This is a genomic window from Streptomyces rugosispiralis (genome assembly GCF_024505145.1).
In the GTDB taxonomy this organism is placed as follows: Bacteria; Actinomycetota; Actinomycetes; order Streptomycetales; family Streptomycetaceae; genus Streptomyces; species Streptomyces rugosispiralis.
Genome location: NZ_JANIAA010000042.1, coordinates 1 through 18,070, shown reverse-complemented (window position 1 = coordinate 18,070; position 18,070 = coordinate 1). Strand labels below are relative to the sequence as shown.

The 18,070-nt window shown below is 72.4% G+C and carries 14 protein-coding genes and 3 tRNA genes; 7 read left to right on the top strand and 10 right to left on the bottom strand.

Annotated features, from left to right (window positions below):
- Nucleotides 1-43: 43 nt before the first annotated feature.
- From purL to purS, 3 genes are read right to left on the bottom strand one after another with little or no spacing between them, the layout of a single operon-like run.
- Nucleotides 44-2,293: a phosphoribosylformylglycinamidine synthase subunit PurL gene (gene purL, locus NP777_RS38635; RefSeq protein ID WP_256654851.1), complete on the bottom strand. Its 2,250-nt coding sequence runs from the start codon at nucleotides 2,291-2,293 to the stop codon at nucleotides 44-46.
- Nucleotides 2,290-2,970 (bottom strand): phosphoribosylformylglycinamidine synthase subunit PurQ, encoded by a 681-nt coding sequence (purQ, locus tag NP777_RS38630; protein ID WP_256654850.1) that lies wholly within the window; start codon nucleotides 2,968-2,970, stop codon nucleotides 2,290-2,292. The genes purL and purQ overlap by 4 nt, the downstream gene beginning before the upstream one ends.
- Nucleotides 2,967-3,257, bottom strand: coding sequence for a phosphoribosylformylglycinamidine synthase subunit PurS (gene purS / locus NP777_RS38625; protein WP_370467175.1), 291 nt, complete (start codon nucleotides 3,255-3,257; stop codon nucleotides 2,967-2,969). Before purS ends, purQ begins: the two co-directional genes overlap by 4 nt.
- 296 nt (nucleotides 3,258-3,553) lie before the next feature.
- Between purS and NP777_RS38620 the strand changes: the two genes are divergently transcribed.
- The 4 genes from NP777_RS38620 to NP777_RS38605 all read left to right on the top strand — a co-directional run bounded on the left by NP777_RS38620 (nucleotide 3,554) and on the right by NP777_RS38605 (nucleotide 4,450).
- Nucleotides 3,554-3,871, top strand: a complete 318-nt coding sequence (locus tag NP777_RS38620; protein ID WP_256654849.1) for a histone-like nucleoid-structuring protein Lsr2 — start codon at nucleotides 3,554-3,556, stop codon at nucleotides 3,869-3,871.
- 104 nt (nucleotides 3,872-3,975) lie between these two features.
- Nucleotides 3,976-4,047: transfer RNA gene (locus NP777_RS38615), tRNA-Gly, on the top strand.
- An 81-nt stretch (nucleotides 4,048-4,128) separates the two neighbouring features.
- A tRNA-Gly gene (locus NP777_RS38610) sits at nucleotides 4,129-4,204 on the top strand.
- A gap of 173 nt (nucleotides 4,205-4,377) precedes the next feature.
- A tRNA-Gly gene (locus tag NP777_RS38605) sits at nucleotides 4,378-4,450 on the top strand.
- Between the two features lie 75 nt (nucleotides 4,451-4,525).
- On the opposite strand, the gene NP777_RS38600 is transcribed toward NP777_RS38605, so the two are convergent.
- The gene (locus NP777_RS38600) at nucleotides 4,526-5,446 is read right to left on the bottom strand and encodes a phosphoribosylaminoimidazolesuccinocarboxamide synthase (protein WP_256654848.1); all 921 of its coding nucleotides are present in this window, start codon (nucleotides 5,444-5,446) and stop codon (nucleotides 4,526-4,528) included.
- 198 nt (nucleotides 5,447-5,644) lie between these two features.
- Here NP777_RS38600 and NP777_RS38595 point away from each other — a divergent pair, with 198 nt between their 5' ends.
- Nucleotides 5,645-7,096 carry a phytoene desaturase family protein gene (locus NP777_RS38595; protein WP_256654847.1) on the top strand — a complete coding sequence of 484 codons (1,452 nt, stop codon included), beginning with the start codon at nucleotides 5,645-5,647 and terminating at the stop codon, nucleotides 7,094-7,096.
- Nucleotides 7,097-7,367: 271 nt separating this feature from the next.
- On the opposite strand, the gene NP777_RS38590 is transcribed toward NP777_RS38595, so the two are convergent.
- The 3 genes from NP777_RS38590 to purD form a co-directional block, all read right to left on the bottom strand.
- Nucleotides 7,368-8,867, bottom strand: coding sequence for a N,N-dimethylformamidase beta subunit family domain-containing protein (locus tag NP777_RS38590; RefSeq protein ID WP_256654846.1), 1,500 nt, complete (start codon nucleotides 8,865-8,867; stop codon nucleotides 7,368-7,370).
- Nucleotides 8,868-9,140: 273 nt separating this feature from the next.
- Entirely contained in the window at nucleotides 9,141-11,078 is a 1,938-nt protein-coding gene (locus tag NP777_RS38585; RefSeq protein WP_256654845.1) for a hypothetical protein, read from the bottom strand.
- A gap of 369 nt (nucleotides 11,079-11,447) precedes the next feature.
- A complete protein-coding gene (gene purD, locus NP777_RS38580) occupies nucleotides 11,448-12,713 on the bottom strand; it encodes a phosphoribosylamine--glycine ligase (protein ID WP_256654844.1) in 1,266 nt (421 codons plus the stop codon).
- 240 nt (nucleotides 12,714-12,953) lie between these two features.
- On the opposite strand from purD, the gene NP777_RS38575 reads away from it, so the two are divergent.
- A complete protein-coding gene (locus tag NP777_RS38575) occupies nucleotides 12,954-13,688 on the top strand; it encodes an SLATT domain-containing protein (RefSeq protein ID WP_256654843.1) in 735 nt (244 codons plus the stop codon).
- 31 nt (nucleotides 13,689-13,719) lie between these two features.
- Here NP777_RS38575 and NP777_RS38570 read toward each other — a convergent pair whose 3' ends face one another.
- From NP777_RS38570 to NP777_RS38560, 3 genes are all read right to left on the bottom strand, one after another.
- Nucleotides 13,720-14,370, bottom strand: a complete 651-nt coding sequence (locus NP777_RS38570) for a hypothetical protein (protein WP_216347293.1) — start codon at nucleotides 14,368-14,370, stop codon at nucleotides 13,720-13,722.
- 142 nt (nucleotides 14,371-14,512) lie between these two features.
- On the bottom strand, nucleotides 14,513-15,247 hold the full coding sequence (locus NP777_RS38565) for a GntR family transcriptional regulator (RefSeq protein ID WP_256654842.1): 735 nt from the start codon (nucleotides 15,245-15,247) through the stop codon (nucleotides 14,513-14,515).
- A 187-nt stretch (nucleotides 15,248-15,434) separates the two neighbouring features.
- Entirely contained in the window at nucleotides 15,435-16,796 is a 1,362-nt protein-coding gene (locus NP777_RS38560; RefSeq protein WP_256654841.1) for an aspartate aminotransferase family protein, read from the bottom strand.
- A 364-nt stretch (nucleotides 16,797-17,160) separates the two neighbouring features.
- On the opposite strand from NP777_RS38560, the gene NP777_RS38555 reads away from it, so the two are divergent.
- On the top strand, nucleotides 17,161-18,070 hold a 910-nt coding region (locus NP777_RS38555; protein ID WP_256654840.1), incomplete at its 3' end, for a serine/threonine-protein kinase.

Sequence of the window (18,070 nt, the reverse complement as noted above, 5' to 3'; positions counted from 1 at the left end):
GCCCCGCCCACCAGGGCGGGGCCACATGCCGTCAGGCGTGCGCTCAGGCCAGCAGCCCCGGAATCGTCGCCTCGTACGACTCCCTCAGCTCGGCCAGCGGGATGGAGAACTGCCCCTGGACCTCGATCGCGTCGCCGTCGACCACGCCGATACGGGCCGCCGGCAGCCCCCGCGCCCCACACATGTCGTTGAAGCGGACCTCCTCGCTGCGCGGTACGGCGACGATCGCCCGGCCCGCGGACTCGGAGAACAGCAGGACAAAGGGGTCCAGACCGTCGGGGACGACGATCCGGGCGCCGTTGCCGCCGCGCAGACACGACTCGGCGAGCGCCTGGATCAGACCGCCGTCGGACAGGTCGTGGGCCGCGTCCACCATGCCGTCGCGCGATGCCGAGATCAGGATCTCGGCGAGCAGCCGCTCCCGCTCCAGGTCCACCTTGGGCGGCAGTCCGCCCAGGTGGTCGTGGATCACCTGGGACCAGGCCGAGCCGCCCAGCTCCGCCGCGGTGTCGCCCAGCAGATAGAGCAGCTGGCCCTCCTCCGCGAAGGCGATCGGGGTGCGGCGGGCCACATCGTCGATCACGCCGAGGACGGCGACGACCGGCGTCGGGTGGATGGCCACCTCCCCGGTCTGGTTGTACAGCGACACATTGCCGCCTGTGACCGGGGTGCCCAGGGTCAGGCAGCCGTCCGCGAGCCCGCGGGTGGCCTCCGCGAACTGCCACATGACCGCGGGGTCCTCCGGCGAGCCGAAGTTGAGGCAGTTGGAGATGGCCAGCGGCTTGGCACCGGACGCGGCCACATTGCGGTACGACTCGGCGAGCGCGAGCTGCGCCCCCGCGTACGGGTCCAGCTTGGCGTAGCGGCCGTTGCCGTCCGTGGCGACGGCCACACCCAGGCCGGTCTCCTCGTCCACCCGGACCATGCCGGAGTCCTCGGGCTGGGCGAGGACCGTGTTGCCCTGCACGAAGCGGTCGTACTGATCCGTGATCCAGGACTTGGACGACTGGTTCGGGGAGGCGATCACCTTGAGGATCTGCGCACGCAGCTCCTCCGCCGTGGCCGGGCGCGGCAGCTTGCCCGCGTCGTCGGCCTGGAGCGCGTCCTGCCACTCGGGGCGGGCGTAGGGGCGCTCGTAGACCGGGCCCTCGTGGGCGACGGTCCGCGGCGGGACGTCCACGATCTGCTCGCCGTGCCAGTAGATCTCCAGCCGCTCGCCGTCGGTGACCTCACCGATGACGGTGGCGATGACGTCCCACTTCTCGCAGATCTCCAGGAAGCGGTCGACCTTCTCCGGCTTCACGATCGCGCACATGCGCTCCTGCGACTCGCTCATCAGGATCTCCTCGGGGGAGAGCGAGGAGTCGCGCAGCGGCACGGTGTCGAGCTCGACCCGCATCCCGCCGGAGCCGGCGCTGGCCAGCTCGCTGGTGGCGCAGGACAGGCCCGCGCCGCCGAGGTCCTGGATGCCCTCGACCAGGTCCTCCTTGAAGACCTCCAGGGTGCACTCGATGAGCAGCTTCTCCTGGAAGGGATCGCCGACCTGGACGGCGGGGCGCTTGGTGGGCTTTGAATCGTCGAAGGTCTCCGAGGCCAGCACGGAGACGCCGCCGATGCCGTCGCCGCCGGTGCGGGCGCCGTAGAGGATCACCTTGTTGCCGGTGCCGGACGCCTTGGCGAGGTGGATGTCCTCATGCTTCATCACTCCCACGCACAAGGCGTTGACCAGTGGGTTGCCCTGGTAGCAGGGGTCGAAGACGACCTCGCCGCCAATGTTGGGCAGGCCCAGGCAGTTGCCGTAGCCGCCGATGCCCGCGACCACGCCGGGCAGCACCCGCTTGGTGTCGGGGTGGTCGGCGGCGCCGAACCGCAGCGGGTCCATCACGGCCACCGGGCGGGCGCCCATGGCGAGGATGTCGCGGACGATGCCGCCGACGCCGGTGGCCGCGCCCTGGTAGGGCTCGATGTACGAGGGGTGGTTGTGCGACTCGACCTTGAAGGTGACCGCGTAGCCCTGGCCGACGTCGACCACGCCCGCGTTCTCGCCGATGCCGACGAGCAGGGCGTCGCTCTCGGGGGCCTTCTCGCCGAACTGCCGCAGATGGACCTTGCTCGACTTGTACGAGCAGTGCTCGGACCACATGACGGAGTACATCGCGAGCTCGGCGCCGGTGGGGCGGCGGCCCAGGATGGCGCGGACGCGCTCGTACTCGTCCTGCTTGAGACCGAGTTCGGCCCAGGGCTGCTCGGCCTCCGGGGTCTGCGCCGCGTGCTTGGTGGTGTCCAGGGTCATGCGCTGACCAGCCTCTTGAGGATCGAGGTGAAGAATCCGAGACCGTCGGTGCGACCGGTGCCGATCAGCGGTTCGACGGCGTGCTCGGGGTGGGGCATGAGGCCGACGACATTGCCCGCCGCATTGCGGATACCGGCGATGTCGCGGAGCGAGCCGTTGGGGTTGAGCTCCTGATAGCGGAAGACGACGCGGCCCTCCGCCTCGAGTTCATCGAGGACGCGCTCTTCGGCGACATAGCGGCCGTCGATGTTCTTCAGCGGGATGCTGATCTCCTGGCCCCGCTCATAGGAGCACGTCCAGGCCGTCTCCACGTTTTCCACTCGCAACTTCTGATCACGGCAGATGAAGTGCAGATGGTTGTTCCGCAGCATCGCACCGGGGAGGAGATGGGTCTCGGTGAGTACCTGGAAGCCATTGCAGATGCCAAGCACCGGCATACCGGCCTTCGCCTGGTCGATCACCGACTCCATTACCGGGGAGAAGCGGGAGATCGCCCCGGCCCGCAGATAGTCGCCATAGGAGAAGCCGCCCGGCAGGATCACCGCGTCGACCTGCTTGAGGTCCTTGTCGCGGTGCCACAGCGGTACGGCTTCCAGCCCGGCGGTGCGGACCGCGCGCTGGGTGTCGCGGTCGTCGAGGGTGCCGGGGAAGGTGATGACTCCGACGCGTGCGGTCACGACTCCGCCTTCACGGCGGTGGCGTCGGCGCCCTCGCCGACCTCGACCTTCACGGAAAAGTCCTCGATCACGGTGTTCGCCAGAAAGGTCTCGGCGATCTGGTGGATACGGGCGAGGGCGGCGTCATCGACCGGGCCCTCCACCTCGAGTTCAAAGCGCTTGCCCTGACGGACGTCGGCGATCCCCTCGAAACCGAGGCGGGGCAGTGCTCGCTGCACCGCCTGGCCCTGGGGGTCGAGGATCTCCGGCTTGAGCATGACGTCGACTACGACGCGTGCCACTGGCACTCCCGGTGGTGTGGTGCTGGTGCGTAAGGCGGTGCCCAAGCGTACCCCGGGCAAAAATCTACGCGAGTAGATATGCAAGGGTTCGGTCACGTTTAAGCATCGTCGGCGGCAACCGACGGGGAAAGGTCGGGGAAAAACGTATGGTCCCGATCGCGGCGTGACACGCGGATGGAATTACCGGGGTTCACAATGCAATGCCAGTCGCTGTACAAATGAAAAAGCATCGTTGGACACAACTGGACAGCTGACATCTTTGCACGTCAACGCAACGATGCAGCCCGAAAGGACCGATATCCGTGGCGCAGCGCGTAGTAGTCACGCTCTCCGACGACCTCGAAGGAGGCGAAGCGGAAGAGACGGTCGCGTTCGGACTCGACGGCAAGTTGTACGAGATCGACCTCAACTCTGCCAATGCGTCGAAACTGCGCGACGCCCTCGCGCCGTACGTGGAGGCCGGCCGCAAGCGGGCCCGCTCGGGCAAGACGTACCGCCGCACCGCCGTCGCCCCGGATCCGGCCGCGGTGCGCGCCTGGGCCCGGTCGAACGGCATGGAGGTGCCTCCGCGCGGCCGGATCCCCAAGAAGGTCTACGAAGCCTTCGACGAGTCGGCCTGAGACACCCGTTCAGCCGAGTTGCACACCACCCCGGGTGATCCGCTAAAGTCTGGAGCACGCCGAGGGGCGAGGCCGAAAGGCCGAAACCCCGAGGAAGACACCATGCGGGTGTAGCTCAGTAGTAGAGCGCCCCCTTTCCAAGGGGGAGGCGCAGTGTGCGATCCCTGTCACCCGCTCTCATCGTCTATCGGCCTCGCGTTGACGAGGATCAGGTAGAGTGATGCACGCGCCGATCGGTGAAAGCCGGTCGGAGGCATGCGGACGTGGCTCAGTTGGTAGAGCATCACCTTGCCAAGGTGAGGGTCGCGAGTTCGAATCTCGTCGTCCGCTCCAGATCTGAGGCGCCGGTCGATTCGATCGGCGCCTCAGTCGTTTTGGGGCGGCTCCGAGCCGCTTCACCGCCGCCCGGAGCGGCATCGGAGCGGGCTCGATGGCCGGGGTGGTAGTTCACCGGTCGAGGGTTTGGTTATAGTAGAGGCGCGTCGAACCGGAAAAGTCCGGCGCAGGCGGACGTAGCTCAGTTGGTAGAGCGCAACCTTGCCAAGGTTGAGGTCGCGAGTTCGAGCCTCGTCGTCCGCTCAGGGAACGCAAGGGCCCCGGCCGATCGGCCGGGGCCCTTCGTCGTTCTTCCATGCCCTGATCCTGGCCTCCGGGCTACTTCCAGCCGGTGCCGGTCAGCAGCTCGTAGGCCTCCGCGTACTTCGCGCGCGTCCGCTCCACGACCTCCGCCGGAAGCGGGGGCGGCGGCTGCTCGCCGGCGCGGTCCCAGCCGGAGGCCGGAGAGGTCAGCCAGTCGCGGACGTACTGCTTGTCGAAGGACGGCTGCGCATGGCCGGGCTCCCACTGGTCGGCGGGCCAGAAGCGGGAGGAGTCCGGGGTCAGCACCTCGTCGGCGAGCACCGGCTCGGCGCTCTCCACGCCCAGGGTCGCCTCCGCGTAGCCGAACTCGAACTTGGTGTCGGCGAGGATGATCCCCCGGGCACTGGCGATCTCCCGGGCCCGGTTGTAGACGGCGAGGGTGGCCTGGCGCAGCTGGGCGGCGGGCTCGGCGCCGATGCGGTGGGCCACCTCCTCGTACGCCACGTTCTCGTCGTGCTCGCCGACCTCGGCCTTGGTGGCCGGGGTGAAGATCGGGGAGGGCAGCTCGGAGCCGTCGGTCAGCCCCTCGGGGAGGGCGATGCCGCAGACCGTACGGGTCTCGCGGTACTCGGCCAGGCCGGAGCCGGTCAGATAGCCGCGCGCCACGCATTCGACCGGGACCATCCGCAGCGACCGGCACACCAGGGTCCGGCCCTCCCAGTCGGCGGGGGCGCCGGGGGGCAGCTCGGTGGACAGGACGTGGTTGGGGACGAGGTCGGCGAGCAGATCGAACCACCAGAGGGAGAGCTGGGTGAGGATCTTGCCCTTCTCGGGGATCTCGGTCGGCAGCACCCAGTCGTAGGCGGAGATCCGGTCGCTGGCGACCATGACGAGCTCACCGCGCTCGTTCCGGTAGAGGTCGCGCACCTTGCCGGTGTGCAGGTGCTGAAGGCCCGGAACCTCGACCGGCTCGGGCTTCTCGACGAATCCGGACACGCTTCCTCCTGGTGTTTTTGTCCAAGCCCCCTCGATTCTGCCGCACCGAACGGCGGCGACCTGCGGCGGGGCGCGGAGCCGCAGGGGTGCGGCGGTCCGGGTTCCGCTTCCGGCCGGTTCGAACACGTCGTACGAGGAACTCGTGTGACAGGACACATACCGGGACACGTACGGGGACGGCGGTGAGGGAGGCGCGGGATGGCCGACGCGGCGATCGTGGGCAGCGGGCCCAACGGACTCGCTGCCGCCGTCACCCTGGCCCGCGCCGGGCTGCGGGTGGCGGTGTACGAGGCCGCCGCCGACATCGGCGGCGGGCTGCGCGGCCGGCCGCTCTTCGACCCGGAGATCGCCCATGACATCTGCTCGGCGGTCCACCCCATGGCGCCCGTCTCCCGCTTCTTCCGCGAGTTCGGCCTGGCCGCGCGCGGCGTTGAGCTGCTGACGCCCGAGGTCTCCTACGCCCATCCGCTGGCCGGCGGCCGCGCCGCGCTCGCCCACCGCGATCTGGGGACCACCTGCGCCGGGCTCGGCCCGGACGGGGAGCGCTGGCGGCGGCTGATGGCGCCGCTGGTGCGGCACAGCGAGGGCGTGGTCGACTTCGTACTCTCCGGGCAGCGCGCCCTCCCCCGCGATCCGGTGGCACCGCTGCTGCTGGCCCCCCGGATCCTCGTCCACGGCACCCGGCTCGGTGCCGCCCGCTTCACCGGTGAGGCGGCGCCCGCCCTGCTCACCGGGGTCGCCGCCCATGCCGTGGGCGAACTGCCCAGCCTGGCCGGCGGCGCGGTGGCGGCCCTCCTCGGGCATCTGGCCCACGGGCCCGGCTGGCCGCTGCCGCGCGGCGGCAGCGCCCGGATCGCCGAGGCCATGGTGGACGACATCACCGCGCACGGCGGCACCTTCCACACCGGGCGCGCGATCGGCGACCTCGGCGAGCTGGACGGGTATCGCGCGGTGCTGCTCGACACGGGTGTCCCGGGGCTGCTGGACATCGCCGGGCGGGCGCTGCCCGACCGCTATGTCCGGGCGCTGCGGCGGTTCCGCTACGGCCCGGCCGCCGCCAAGGCCGACTTCCTGGTCGGCGAGCCGATCCCGTGGGCCGACCCCGCCGTGGGCCGCGCCGGGACCGTACACCTGGGCGGCAGCCATGCCGAGCTGGTCCGGGAGGAGAACCGGACCGCGCGCGGGGTCCGCAGCCGGGCGCCCTTCGTCCTGCTCGTCGACCCGGCCGTCACCGACCCCGGGCGCGCCCGGCCCGGCAGGCGGCCGGTGTGGGCCTACGCCCATATGCCGAACGGCGACGACACCGATCCGGTGGAGCTGATCCGCTCCCGGATCGAGACGTACGCCCCCGGCTTCGGCGACACGGTGCTGGCGGCGCGCGGCATGTCGGGGCGGGATCTGGAGGCGTACGACCCGAACGACGTGGGCGGGGACATCGGCTCGGGCGCGATGACGATCCGGCAGAGCCTCGCCCGGCCGGTGCCCCGCCTCGACCCGTACCGCACCCCGCTGCCCGGCCTCTTCCTCTGCTCATCGGCGACCCCGCCGGGGCCGGGGGTCCATGGGATGTGCGGCTACCTGGCGGCCTTGTCGGCGCTACGACATCGCTTCGGCATCCGGAAGCCGCCGTCTCTGGCCCCGGTGGCGTAGGTGGTGCCCGACCGTGCCGCCTGCGGCGGGCTGTTCCCCTCCCCGCCCCTTCCCGAAACTGGGGCTCCGCCCCGGACCCCGGCCGGGCGACCCGGATGCGTGCGGGTGTCCGCCCGGCCATCCGCCGCGTCGGTGTACCGACCGCGATCAGCCCGCCGGAACGGGCGTTCATGGCGGCGACGGCCGACTCGTCGATCCCCGGGGTCCAGGGGCGGAGCCCATGGTTCGGGAAGGGGCGGGGAAGGGAAAGGCCCACCCGCCGGGCACCGGCTCACCCCCGCTTGCAGATCCGATCCAGCAGATTCGCCGTCGCCCGCTGAACTCGCTCATCCGTATGCCCCGGACGGTCCAGCGCGGGCGACCACGCGAACGTCCCCGACGCGAAGACCAGCGCACCGCTCGGGGCCCGGTACAGCGACGTCTCCTGGTGGCGGATGGCCCCCTCCGCGTCCTCGTACGGGGAGTGGGCCAGGAGGATGCGGCGGAGGTGGTCGGGGAGGGCGGTGCGGGGGAAGTAGCGGTCGGCCTCGCCGGCGACCAGGCCGGGGATCTCGTCGCCCTCCTCCGCGCCCGTGGCCTCCCAGAGCCAGTGGCCCGCGTTGCGCACGATCAGCGGGCTCGGCTCGGGCACCCGGCCCGCGTACTGGATGCCGATGAGCTGCTGCTCGGGCGCGGTCTCGCGCCAGAGTGCCGAGCGGCCGGGGCCGCGGCGCTTGCGGCAGGTGAGCAGCCGGGCCGGGCCGGAGGGCGAGGCGGCGAGCTCGACCTGCCAGTACATGGTGTTCGCGGAGAGGAAGACCAGCGAGGTGCCGCTGTCGCGGGCCGCCTCCACGGTGCGGCGCATCGGCGCCGACCAGTACTCGTCGTGGCCGGGGAAGACCAGCCCCCGGTAGCGGGTGGGGTCGACGCTGCCCGCGTGCAGGTCGCGCATCTCGGCGTAGGCGAGGTCGTAGCCGTAGCGCTCGGCCCAGCGGATGAAGTCGTACGCGTGCCCCACATGGAGGGGCAGCCCCGCGCCCGCGTACGGCCGGTCGAAGGAGACCGTGGTGGCCGCCTCCGACTCGCCCAGCAGCTTTCCCCGCTGATCCCAGGCGTGGTACAGGCTGGCGCCGGTCCGGCCGTCCTCCGGGTAGAGGTTGTACGCCTGCCAGGTGAGGTCCGGGAGGACGAGGAGGAGGTCGGCGGGGCGGCTGTCGCGGACGGTGAACGGGATGTGGCTGCGGTAGCCGTCCAGGGTGGTCAGCACCGCGACATACGCGCCCAGCTTCCAGTACGAGGGGATCTGCATCCGCCAGGACAGCCACCAGTGGTGGCAGGAGACGGTGCGGTCCGCGGTGAGCGGGGGCGGCTGGACGATCCCGGACAGCCGGGGGCTGGTGGTGATCTTCAGCGCGCCGGTGCCGTCGTAGTAGCCGATGCGGTAGATGTCCACGCTGAACTGCTGGGGCGGGTCCACCGTGATCCGGAAGTCGATGGCCTCGCCGGGGGCCGCCGCCGAGGTGGAGGGGAAGCCCTTGATCTGCCGGTGGACGTCATCGGCGGTGCGCGGGCCGGGAATCCTGGCGGGACCCTTCGCGCCGATCAGCTCGGTCGTCCGCGCGTCGGCCCCGGAGAGATGGACGTGGTCGACGTACCACGGGACCACCCGGCCGGTGTCGTCGAAGTAGTTCTCACTGTCGCGCAGCCAGGGCAGCGGGCCCTGGCCGAAAGGATCCGTCACCGCGTGAGCGAGCGCTCCCGACTCCCAGCGCCGGATCTGGTCCGTCCCCACAACTGCTCCCCTCCCTGCGTACCCGGCGGCGCCACGCCTCGCTGTCCTCGCGCACCGCACCGCCGCGGGTCCGGCCTTGTGGGCCGGGCTGCGGGGCCGGTCCTGCGGTTCGGGCCGGTTGGGCCGGAACTCCTGGGCCGGGCGACAGCGACCGGTCCAAGCACATCACATTGCGCACCCACTCCGTCACCGATAGTCGCCAAATTGCCGGAACAGACACCGAACGCGCGACAAGGGTGGACATAGGAGCGGTATTCGCCGGACTCCGCACCGCTAGACCAGCCGGACGGGCTTCTCCGGGCGGACCCCCACCTCACCGAGCCAGGCGCGCAGCGGCCCGTCGTCCCCGTCCTCCACCAGGCTCAGCACCGGCTGCGCCAGATCGGCCCGCCGCCGCCCGCCGACGAACAGCGCGGGCCCGTCGAGCCAGTCGAGGCCGGGGGCCGCGCCCGCGGTGTCCACGGCGGCGCAGCAGACCATGGCGGTGACGTGGTCGGCGAGCAACTCCCGGCCGGTGCGGGGCGGCTGGAGCGGGAACGCCGGGGCGAAGCCGTCGATCCACGGGTCGCCGCCGGAGCCGCCCGCGGGCCCCTCGGCCCCCGCCGCGCGGCCCTGGCCGTGCGCCCGGGTGGCGGCGGCCTCCTCCCGGGCCACCTCGACGCTGAGCCGGGCGGCGAGGCGGGGGGCGCCGCTTCGGGAGCCACCGTCGGTGCCGCCCTCGGAACCACCGTCCGCGCCACCGTCCGCGCCGCCCTCGGAGCCACCGTCCGCGCCGCCGTCGGAACCGCCGGCGGGCCCGGTCGGTGCGGCGGTGAGCCGGTCGATGACCCGGGCCAGGGTGGCCGGGCCCGGCCCGCTCGCGCGGGCCGGGGCGGGGGCGGCGCCGACGGGCTCGTGGGCGTCGTCCCGCTCGTCCAGGAGCCGGTTCAGCCGGGCGGCCTCCTGCCGCCACTTGCGGTCCACGACCTCCTCCGGATACGCGCCCCAGTCGACCGGGGACCAGTCGGGCCCCGGCTCCGCCGGGCCGCCGTGGAAGAGACGGGCGGCGAGCAGCGAGGTGGCCTCGTCCATCACCCCGGGCTCCTCCAGCAGGTCGCAGGCCGGGCGCTCGCTCAGCCGGGAGGTGAACCCCTCGGCGAGCCGGTCGCGGCGGGAGAGCTCGGTGAGCGCCGAGACCACGCCCGCGTCCAGCCGGGAGGGCCAGCGGCCCATCCGCCAGGCGGGCAGCGCGACCCGGGTCAGCAGCCGGTCCCAGCCCGCGTAGGCGAGGCCCACCTGCTCCTGGGCGACGATCCGCAGCCCGTAGTCGACCGTCTGGGCCCGCTCGGACGCGGCCGCGGCGACCGCGCGCTCCATCTCGGCCGCCTGGTCCCGGCAGCCGCGCAGCAGCAGCCGGGCGACCCAGCCGACGAAGCCGAAGGCGGGCCTGCGCACCGCCGCCACCAGGGCGGGCGCGGGCCCGGACGACGGCTCGCCGCCGCGGGCCGCGACGGCCACGGCGGCGTCGAGACCGCGCACGAAGCGGCGGGCGGAGGCTATGTCGGGGTGGACGGACGGGCCGGTGCCCGCGACCACCGGGGCGAGCAGGGCGCGCAACTCGGCGACCCGCATCCACCACAGGAACGGCGAGCCGATCACCAGCACCGGCGCCCGCGGGGCGCGCCGCTCGGGGCGGTCCGCGACCCGGTCCGGGCCCGCGGCGGGGCCGGACCCTCCGGTGCCGCGTACCGGGCGGGGCTCCTCGACCGCGAGGGCGCCGCGGTCCCGGCGCTCCTGACGGTGGGCGTGCGCCGGATGCGTACGGTCCTCCAGCCAGCTGTCGCAGTCGGGGGTGAGCGCTATGGCCGAGGGCGCGGGGACCTCCAGGCGCTCGGCCAGATCGCGTACCAGCTGATAGAGGTCGGGCGCGGTCTCCTCGGCGATGGGCACCGTCGGGGTGAGCGCGGGCCTGGCCCGGACGACCACGGCGGCCACGGCCGCCGCCAGCAGCAGGACCACCAGGGCGCCCACGGTCACCACCCAGCGCAGGGCCGTCCAGCCCTCGTCCTGGGAGCCGCCGATGCTGCCGGTGGCGCTTCCGGCCAGCAGCACGACGGCGGCGGCGGCCGGGAGGAGTGCGACCGCGAGCGCGGTGCTCCGGATGCGTAGTACCGCGAGGGCGCGGGCACGCGCCTCCAGGGCACCTGCTTCGGGACCTGCCACGGTTCTCATCACCCCCTACTGTCCGGCCGGTGTTTGAACAGCGGACGACGGCGGCGTTGTTTCCTTCCCCACCCACTGTCGCACCGGCCACCGACTCCGCAATGCCGGTGGGCCAGTTGCCGCACCTCGCCTGAGCGGCACACTAGTTGGGGGCCGGGCGTGCGTCAGCAGGATGCGGAACCGCTCACCCAATGGAATGGCCTTGGGCAAAACCGGGAACTTCGCGATGGCGACGCCAGGCCCCGTGTGAACAGGCGGAAACGGCCTCCCGACCGTTCACCGGCCCGCTCGAACCCCCGGTTGAGACACTTCTTACAGCGTCTCTCGGCGAACCCTTGGCGTCTCCCGGCGAACCTTCGGCGTCTCCCGGCGAACCTTCTACGAATCCGCCTCGGCGGCCGCCTTCGCCGCGATGTCCGAGCGGTGGTGGGAGCCCTCCAGGCCGATCCGGCCCACCGCGCGGTACGCCCGCTCACGCGCCTTCACCAGGTCGGAGCCGGTCGCGGTGACGGAGAGCACCCGGCCGCCCGCGCTCACCACCTCGCCGGACGCGCCGTCCCGCTTGGTGCCCGCGTGCAGGACGTACGCCTTGGGGCCGTCCTTCTCGGCCACCTCGTCCAGCCCGGTGATCGGGTCGCCGGTGCGGGGGGTGCCCGGGTAGTTGTGCGAGGCGACGACCACGGTCACGGCGGCGCCGTCGCTCCAGCGCAGCGGCGGCTCGGCCGCCAGACGGCCGGTGGCGGCGGCGAGCAGCACCGCGGCCAGCGGGGTCTTCAGCCGGGCCAGGACCACCTGGGTCTCCGGGTCGCCGAAGCGCGCGTTGAACTCGATCACGCGCACGCCGCGCGAGGTGATCGCCAGGCCCGCGTACAGCAGCCCGGAGAAGGGCGTGCCGCGGCGGCGCAGCTCGTCCACGGTGGGCCGGCAGACCGTGGCCACGACCTCGTCCACCAGGGCGGGATCCGCCCAGGGCAGCGGGGAGTACGCGCCCATGCCGCCGGTGTTCGGGCCCTCGTCGCCGTCGTGGGCGCGCTTGAAGTCCTGGGCGGGCTGGAGCGGGACCACGGTCTCGCCGTCGGTGATCGCGAAGAGGGAGACCTCCGGGCCGTCCAGGAACTCCTCGATCACCACCCGGCCGCAGGCCAGCGCGTGGGCGCGGGCGGCCTCGACGTCCTCGGTCACCACGACGCCCTTGCCCGCGGCGAGGCCGTCGTCCTTGACGACGTACGGCGGGCCGAAGGCGTCCAGCGCCTCGTCGACCTCGGCGGGGCTGGTGCACACATAGGCGCGGGCGGTGGGCACGCCCGCCGCCGCCATCACGTCCTTGGCGAACGCCTTGGAGCCCTCCAGCCGCGCGGCCTCCGCGGACGGCCCGAAGGCCGGGATCCCGCGCTCGCGCACGGCGTCGGCCACCCCCGCCACGAGCGGGGCCTCCGGCCCCACGACCACCAGGCCCGCGCCCAGGGAGGCGGCGAGGTCGGCGACGGCTGCACCGTCGAGCGCGTCGACCGCGTGCAGCTCGGCCACCTCGGCGATGCCGGCGTTGCCGGGGGCACAGTGCAGAGCGGTGACGTCGGGGTCGAGGGAGAGAGCGCGGCACAGGGCATGTTCGCGGGCGCCGCCGCCGATGACGAGGACCTTCACGACAGGCAGCCTATTGCCTGGGGCGGCAGGCGCTGCGCGGTGGGGGCCGCGTGCGAGCCCCTGCGCCGTGAGCGGGGGCACTCTTTTGGGTGAGGAATGGGCGGTCCTATACCCGATGGGGCAGCCCCTACGGGCTGAAATCCGGTGACCGGGTCCTCGTGGCCAGCCGTTCGGCGGTAGGAATGGTGGTCGCGCGCCAGCCGCGCGCAGGAGAAACGCCGCCGCAGAGGGAGTCGCACGGTGAGTCAGCCGGAGATGCAGCCCGAGGGGCTCCCTCGGCAGGAGGGCGCGAGGATCCAGGGCGACCTGCTCGGCCGACCCTTCCCGCACGGCGACTGGGGGGAGCCGGCGGAGCGGCTCGACGAGTTGTACCAGTGGGTCGAGGAGGGCGCGCTGGAGGTCGCCGGGTGGTACCTCGCCGACCGGGTGTGGAAGCGGCGGGCAGCCCGGGTGCTGCGGGTGGGGGCCGCGGTGGCGGGGGTCGTGGGGGCCGTACTGCCGCTGCTGGACCTGAACGGGACGCTGGACGGCGGCGCCGGATGGGGCGCGCTGGCGCTGCTGCTGGCGGTCGCGTGCGTCGGCGGCGACCGGTTCTTCGGGCTGACGTCCGGCTGGATGCGGGACATGGCCACGGCGCAGGCGGTGCAGCGGCGGCTGGAGGCGCTGCAGTTCGACTGGGCGTCGGAGAGCGTGCGGGAGGTGCTGGGCCCGACCGAGGGCACCGCGAGCGAGGCCGTGGAGCGGTGTCTGTCGGTGCTGCGGCGGTTCTGCGAGGACGTGTCGGAGCTGGTGCGGGCCGAGACGGCGGGCTGGATGGTGGACTTCGGATCCGGTTCGGCGCCGCTGGTCACGCAGTCGCTGATGGCCCAGGGCTCCCGTCCGGACAGCGGGAGCCCCGCGAACCGCTTTCCGCTGCCGCCGGGCCCCGCCCGGCCCAATATGCCGCGGCAGCGTCCTCCCGAGCCGCCCCGCTGATGACGGCCGCGGGGCCTCCCGGGGACGTTGGTCAGCTGAAGACGATCATCGAGCCCTGGCCCAGGCTGCGCGTCGCCGCCGCGTGCAGGCCCAGCCACACATGGCGCTCCCGGGCGAAGGGGCTGTCCTCGTACGGGACCGACGCCGCCGGCTCCTCCAGGCTCGTGGGGCGGGCCGGGGGCGCGGGGGCGGCCGGGGGGTTGGACGGGTCGATGCCGAGCGCCGGGCCGACCGCCTCCAGCTCGCGCAGCAGCCCATGGCTGGAGCCCAACGGGCCGCCGCCCTCAAGGAGTTCGTCGTTGGACAGCGGACTCTGGAAGTCGACGGGGACGTACGCGCCCGCGTGGTCGTAGTGCCACACCAGATGCGACTGCTGGGCCGTGGGCTCGAACATCTCCAGCAACTGCTCGTAGTCCCCGCCGAGTTCGTCCACCGGCGTCACCGCGAGCCCGCACAGCTGGAGCAGATAGGCGCGGCGGAGGAAGTGCAGCGCGTCGTAGTCGAAACCGGCCACCGGCGCGACATCCCCGGAAAGACCCGGCATATAGCTGAAGACGGGCACGGGCGGCAGACCGGCATCACTGAGCGCCTTGTCGTACGCGGCGATCTCTTCGGCGAAGGGGTTGTCGGGGCTGTGGCACAGCACATCGACGAGGGGGACCAGCCAGAGGTCACATGCCACGCGATCTCACTCTCGTATCCGTACGGTCGATGGTCGGCCCAGCGTAATGCCCCACGTACGCGGCGCGAAGAGCGCGGGACGCCCGCCCTGGGGGGCCGGGGCCCGTGGATCGGATGGAGTTCGCGAAGAGTTCAGGAGGAGATCAGGGGGAGTTGACTTCCGGCTCGGCCCCCGCCCGGCTCTGCGAGCGCGTCTCCTCCCCCGTCACCAACCGCTCGATCAGCGCACGGAAATGCGTGTTGTACGCCGCTATGAGCCGCTCCGAGTCATGGGGATCCCCCCGGGTGACCGCCGCCGTGAGCTCGCAGTGCCCCGTCCACAGCAGGCCCCGCAGATCGGGTACGCGCCGCAGGTACGGCACCGTGAACACCCAGGTCTGCACCCGCAGCCGCTGCAGGAAGTCCGACACGTACGGATTGCCGACCAGCCCGCAGATCTCCCGCCAGAAGCGCAGGTCGTAGCCGATGAGGATGTCCAGGTCGCCGGAGCGGGCGGCCCGCTCGGCCTCCTCGGCCCGGCGCCGCACCGAGGACAGCGCCTGCGGTGTCATGGCGTTCAGCGTCTGCTCGACGTAGTGCCGGAAGACGCCCTCCACCACCATCGTGCGGGCGTCCACCATGTGCCGGAAGTCGCCGATGGTGAACTCGTGGACCCTGAAGCCCCGGTGCTCCTCGACATCGAGCAGCCCCTGGGAGCACAGGTCCAGCAGCGCCTCCCGGACGGGGGTCGCGGAGACGCCGTACTGCTGGGCGATCTCCTTGACGGTGAACTGGCGCCCCGCAGGGAGCCTGCCCGCGAGCACCTCGTCACAGAGCGCGTCGGCGATCTGCTGCCGCAGGGTGTTCCGCTTGACCGGGCTGGTGCCGGGCACGGGCATCGAGGACCGTCTCCTTCCACGGCCGTCGGTGTAAGAAAGCGGACGGCCCTCGCATCACGATATGCGAGGGCCGTTGCGCGGAACACGCAGAGTGCGGCCATGGTCTACACCGGGCAGCCGTCGGGCGGTGGTCGGGCGGCCGCCCAGGGGCAAACGGGCAGCGCCGGGAAGCCGGTACCGGCGGCCGCTACGAGGTGTGCGCGTCGGCCGCGTTCAGCGCCTCGTCCAGGATCGCCAGACCCTCCTTGGCCTCGGCCTCGGTGACGGTGCACGGCGGCACGACATGGGTGCGGTTCATGTTCACGAAGGGCCACAGACCGCCGCGCTTGCAGGCCGCCGCGAAGTCGGCCATCGGCTGGTTGTCCGCTCCGCCCGCGTTGTACGGCACGAGCGGTTCGCGGGTCTCCTTGTCCTTGACCAGGTCCAGCGCCCAGAAGACGCCGAGGCCGCGCACCTCGCCGACCGAGGGGTGGCGCTCGGCGATCTCCCGCAGCGCGGGGCCGATCACGTTCTCCCCGATCGCGGCGGCGTTCTCCACGATCCCCTCGTCCGCCATCGCGTTGATCGTCGCGACGGCCGAGGCGCAGGCCAGCGGGTGGCCGGAGTAGGTGAGCCCGCCCGGGTAGGGGCGCTGGTCGAAGGTCGCGGCGATCTCGGCGGAGATCGCGACGCCACCGAGCGGCACATAGCCGGAGTTGACGCCCTTGGCGAAGGTCAGCAGGTCCGGGGTGACGCCGAAGTGGTCGGCCGCGAACCAGTGGCCGGTGCGGCCGAAGCCGGCCATGACCTCGTCCAGGATGAACACGATGCCGTAGCGGTCGCAGATCTCCCGGACCCCGGCCAGATAGCCGGGCGGCGGGACCATGATCCCGGCGGTGCCGGGGATGGTCTCCAGGATGATCGCTGCGATGGTCCGCGGACCCTCGAAGGCGATGGTGTCCTCGAGGTGGCGCAGCGCGCGTTCGCACTCCTGCGACTCGCTGTCCGCGTGGAACGGCGAGCGGTAGAGGAACGGCGCCCAGAAGTGCACCACGCCCGCCGAGGCGGTGTCGGAGGGCCAGCGGCGGGGGTCGCCGGTGAGGTTGATCGCGGCGGCGGTGGCGCCGTGGTACGAGCGGTAGGCGGAGAGCACCTTGGCGCGGCCGGTGTGCAGCCGGGCCATGCGGACCGCGTTCTCCACCGCCTCGGCGCCGCCGTTGGTGAAGAAGATCTTGTCGAGGTCGCCGGGGGTGCGCTCGGCCACCAGCCGCGCCGCCTCGGACCGCACGTCCACGGCGAAGCCCGGCGCGATGGTGCACAGCTTCGCGGCCTGCTCCTGGATCGCGGCCACGACCTTGGGGTGCTGGTGGCCGATGTTGGTGTTCACCAGCTGGCAGGAGAAGTCGAGGTAGCGGTTGCCGTCGTAGTCCCAGAAGTACGAGCCTTCGGCGCCCGCGACGGCGAGGGGGTCGATCAGGCCCTGCGCGGACCAGGAGTGGAAGACATGCGCACGGTCGGCGGCCTTGACGGCGGCGCCGGCCGCGTGGTCGGGGCTGGGCTGCACGGACACGTTCGTACCTCGGATCGCTCGCGGGTCGGGGCGGCACCAGGGTACGGACCCCGGCCCCGCGCCCGGCACCGACAGCCTGTCCGGGTTTCGGGTCGTACGCCGACATCCTGCCGGGCGGCGGTGGCCCGGTGGGCGTCGCCGGTGATCGGGGTACGGCTGTCCGGATTTCGCCCCCTGCGGTCCCCTCCGGAGCTCCCGGATTCCGTCCCCCGGCTCGGGAGTGACGGTTCTCCGGCTCGGGAGTGACACAGGACGGATACGGAACCGATAACGGATCGTCCGCGTCGTCCACTTCGCTCTCGGCCGCCCTTATTCTCTCCGGGGGGCTGATCAGGGGGATTCACGGGGAAGGGACGATCGACGCATGGAAGAACTGGGGGCCGAGGACCCTCGCTGGATCGGTGAGTACCGGCTGCTCCGGCGTCTTGGCGCGGGTGGCATGGGCCGGGTGTTCCTGGCTCATTCGGCACGCGGGCGCACGGTGGCGGTGAAGCTCGTCCAGACCGAGCTCGCCCAACAGGCCGAATTCCGGCGGCGGTTCAAACAGGAGGTGCGGGCCGCACAGCGGGTCGGGGGCGCGTGGACCGCGCCGGTGCTGGACGCCGACACCGAGGCCGCCACCCCGTGGGTCGCCACCGGCTACATCGCCGGTCCCTCCCTGCACGCGATCGTCGCCGAGTCGGGCCGGCTGCCCGAGCGGACCGTCCGCATCCTGGCCCACGGCCTGACGCAGGCGCTCCACGACATCCACGACGCCGGGCTCGTCCACCGTGACCTCAAACCGTCCAACGTCCTGGTCACCATCGACGGTCCGCGCGTCATCGACTTCGGTATCGCACGGGCGCTGGAGACCGTCACCGACGGCATCCTCACGCGCAGCGGCGCGGTCGTCGGATCGCCCGGCTTCATGTCACCCGAGCAGGTGCGCGGCGAGCGGGTCACCCCGGCCAGCGATGTCTTCTGCCTCGGCTCGGTGCTCGCCTACGCCGCCACCGGACGTCAGCCCTTCGGTACGGCCGACAGCGGGGTGCACGCGGTGATGTACCGCATCGCCCAGGAGGAGCCGGACCTGGAGGGGCTGCCGGAGGGGCTGCGGGACCTCGTCACCGACTGCCTGAAGAAGGTCCCGGACGACCGGCCCTCGCTGGAGGCGCTGCTGGAGCGTACGGCCGGGGCGGACGACGACGGCGAGCCGTGGCTGCCGGGCACGCTCGTCGCCCAGCTCGGGCGGCACGCGGTGCAGTTGCTCGAGGTCGAGACGCCCGCCGGGCCGG

What these genes read in the sequence shown, in the direction of transcription:
- purL (WP_256654851.1), bottom strand. Translation starts at nt 2,293, where the DNA reads ATGACCCTGGACACCACCAAGCACGCGGCGCAGACCCCGGAGGCCGAG.
- NP777_RS38595 (WP_256654847.1), top strand. Translation starts at nt 5,645, where the DNA reads ATGGCCGACGCGGCGATCGTGGGCAGCGGGCCCAACGGACTCGCTGCC.
- NP777_RS38585 (WP_256654845.1), bottom strand. Translation starts at nt 11,078, where the DNA reads ATGAGAACCGTGGCAGGTCCCGAAGCAGGTGCCCTGGAGGCGCGTGCC.
- NP777_RS38565 (WP_256654842.1), bottom strand. Translation starts at nt 15,247, where the DNA reads ATGCCCGTGCCCGGCACCAGCCCGGTCAAGCGGAACACCCTGCGGCAG.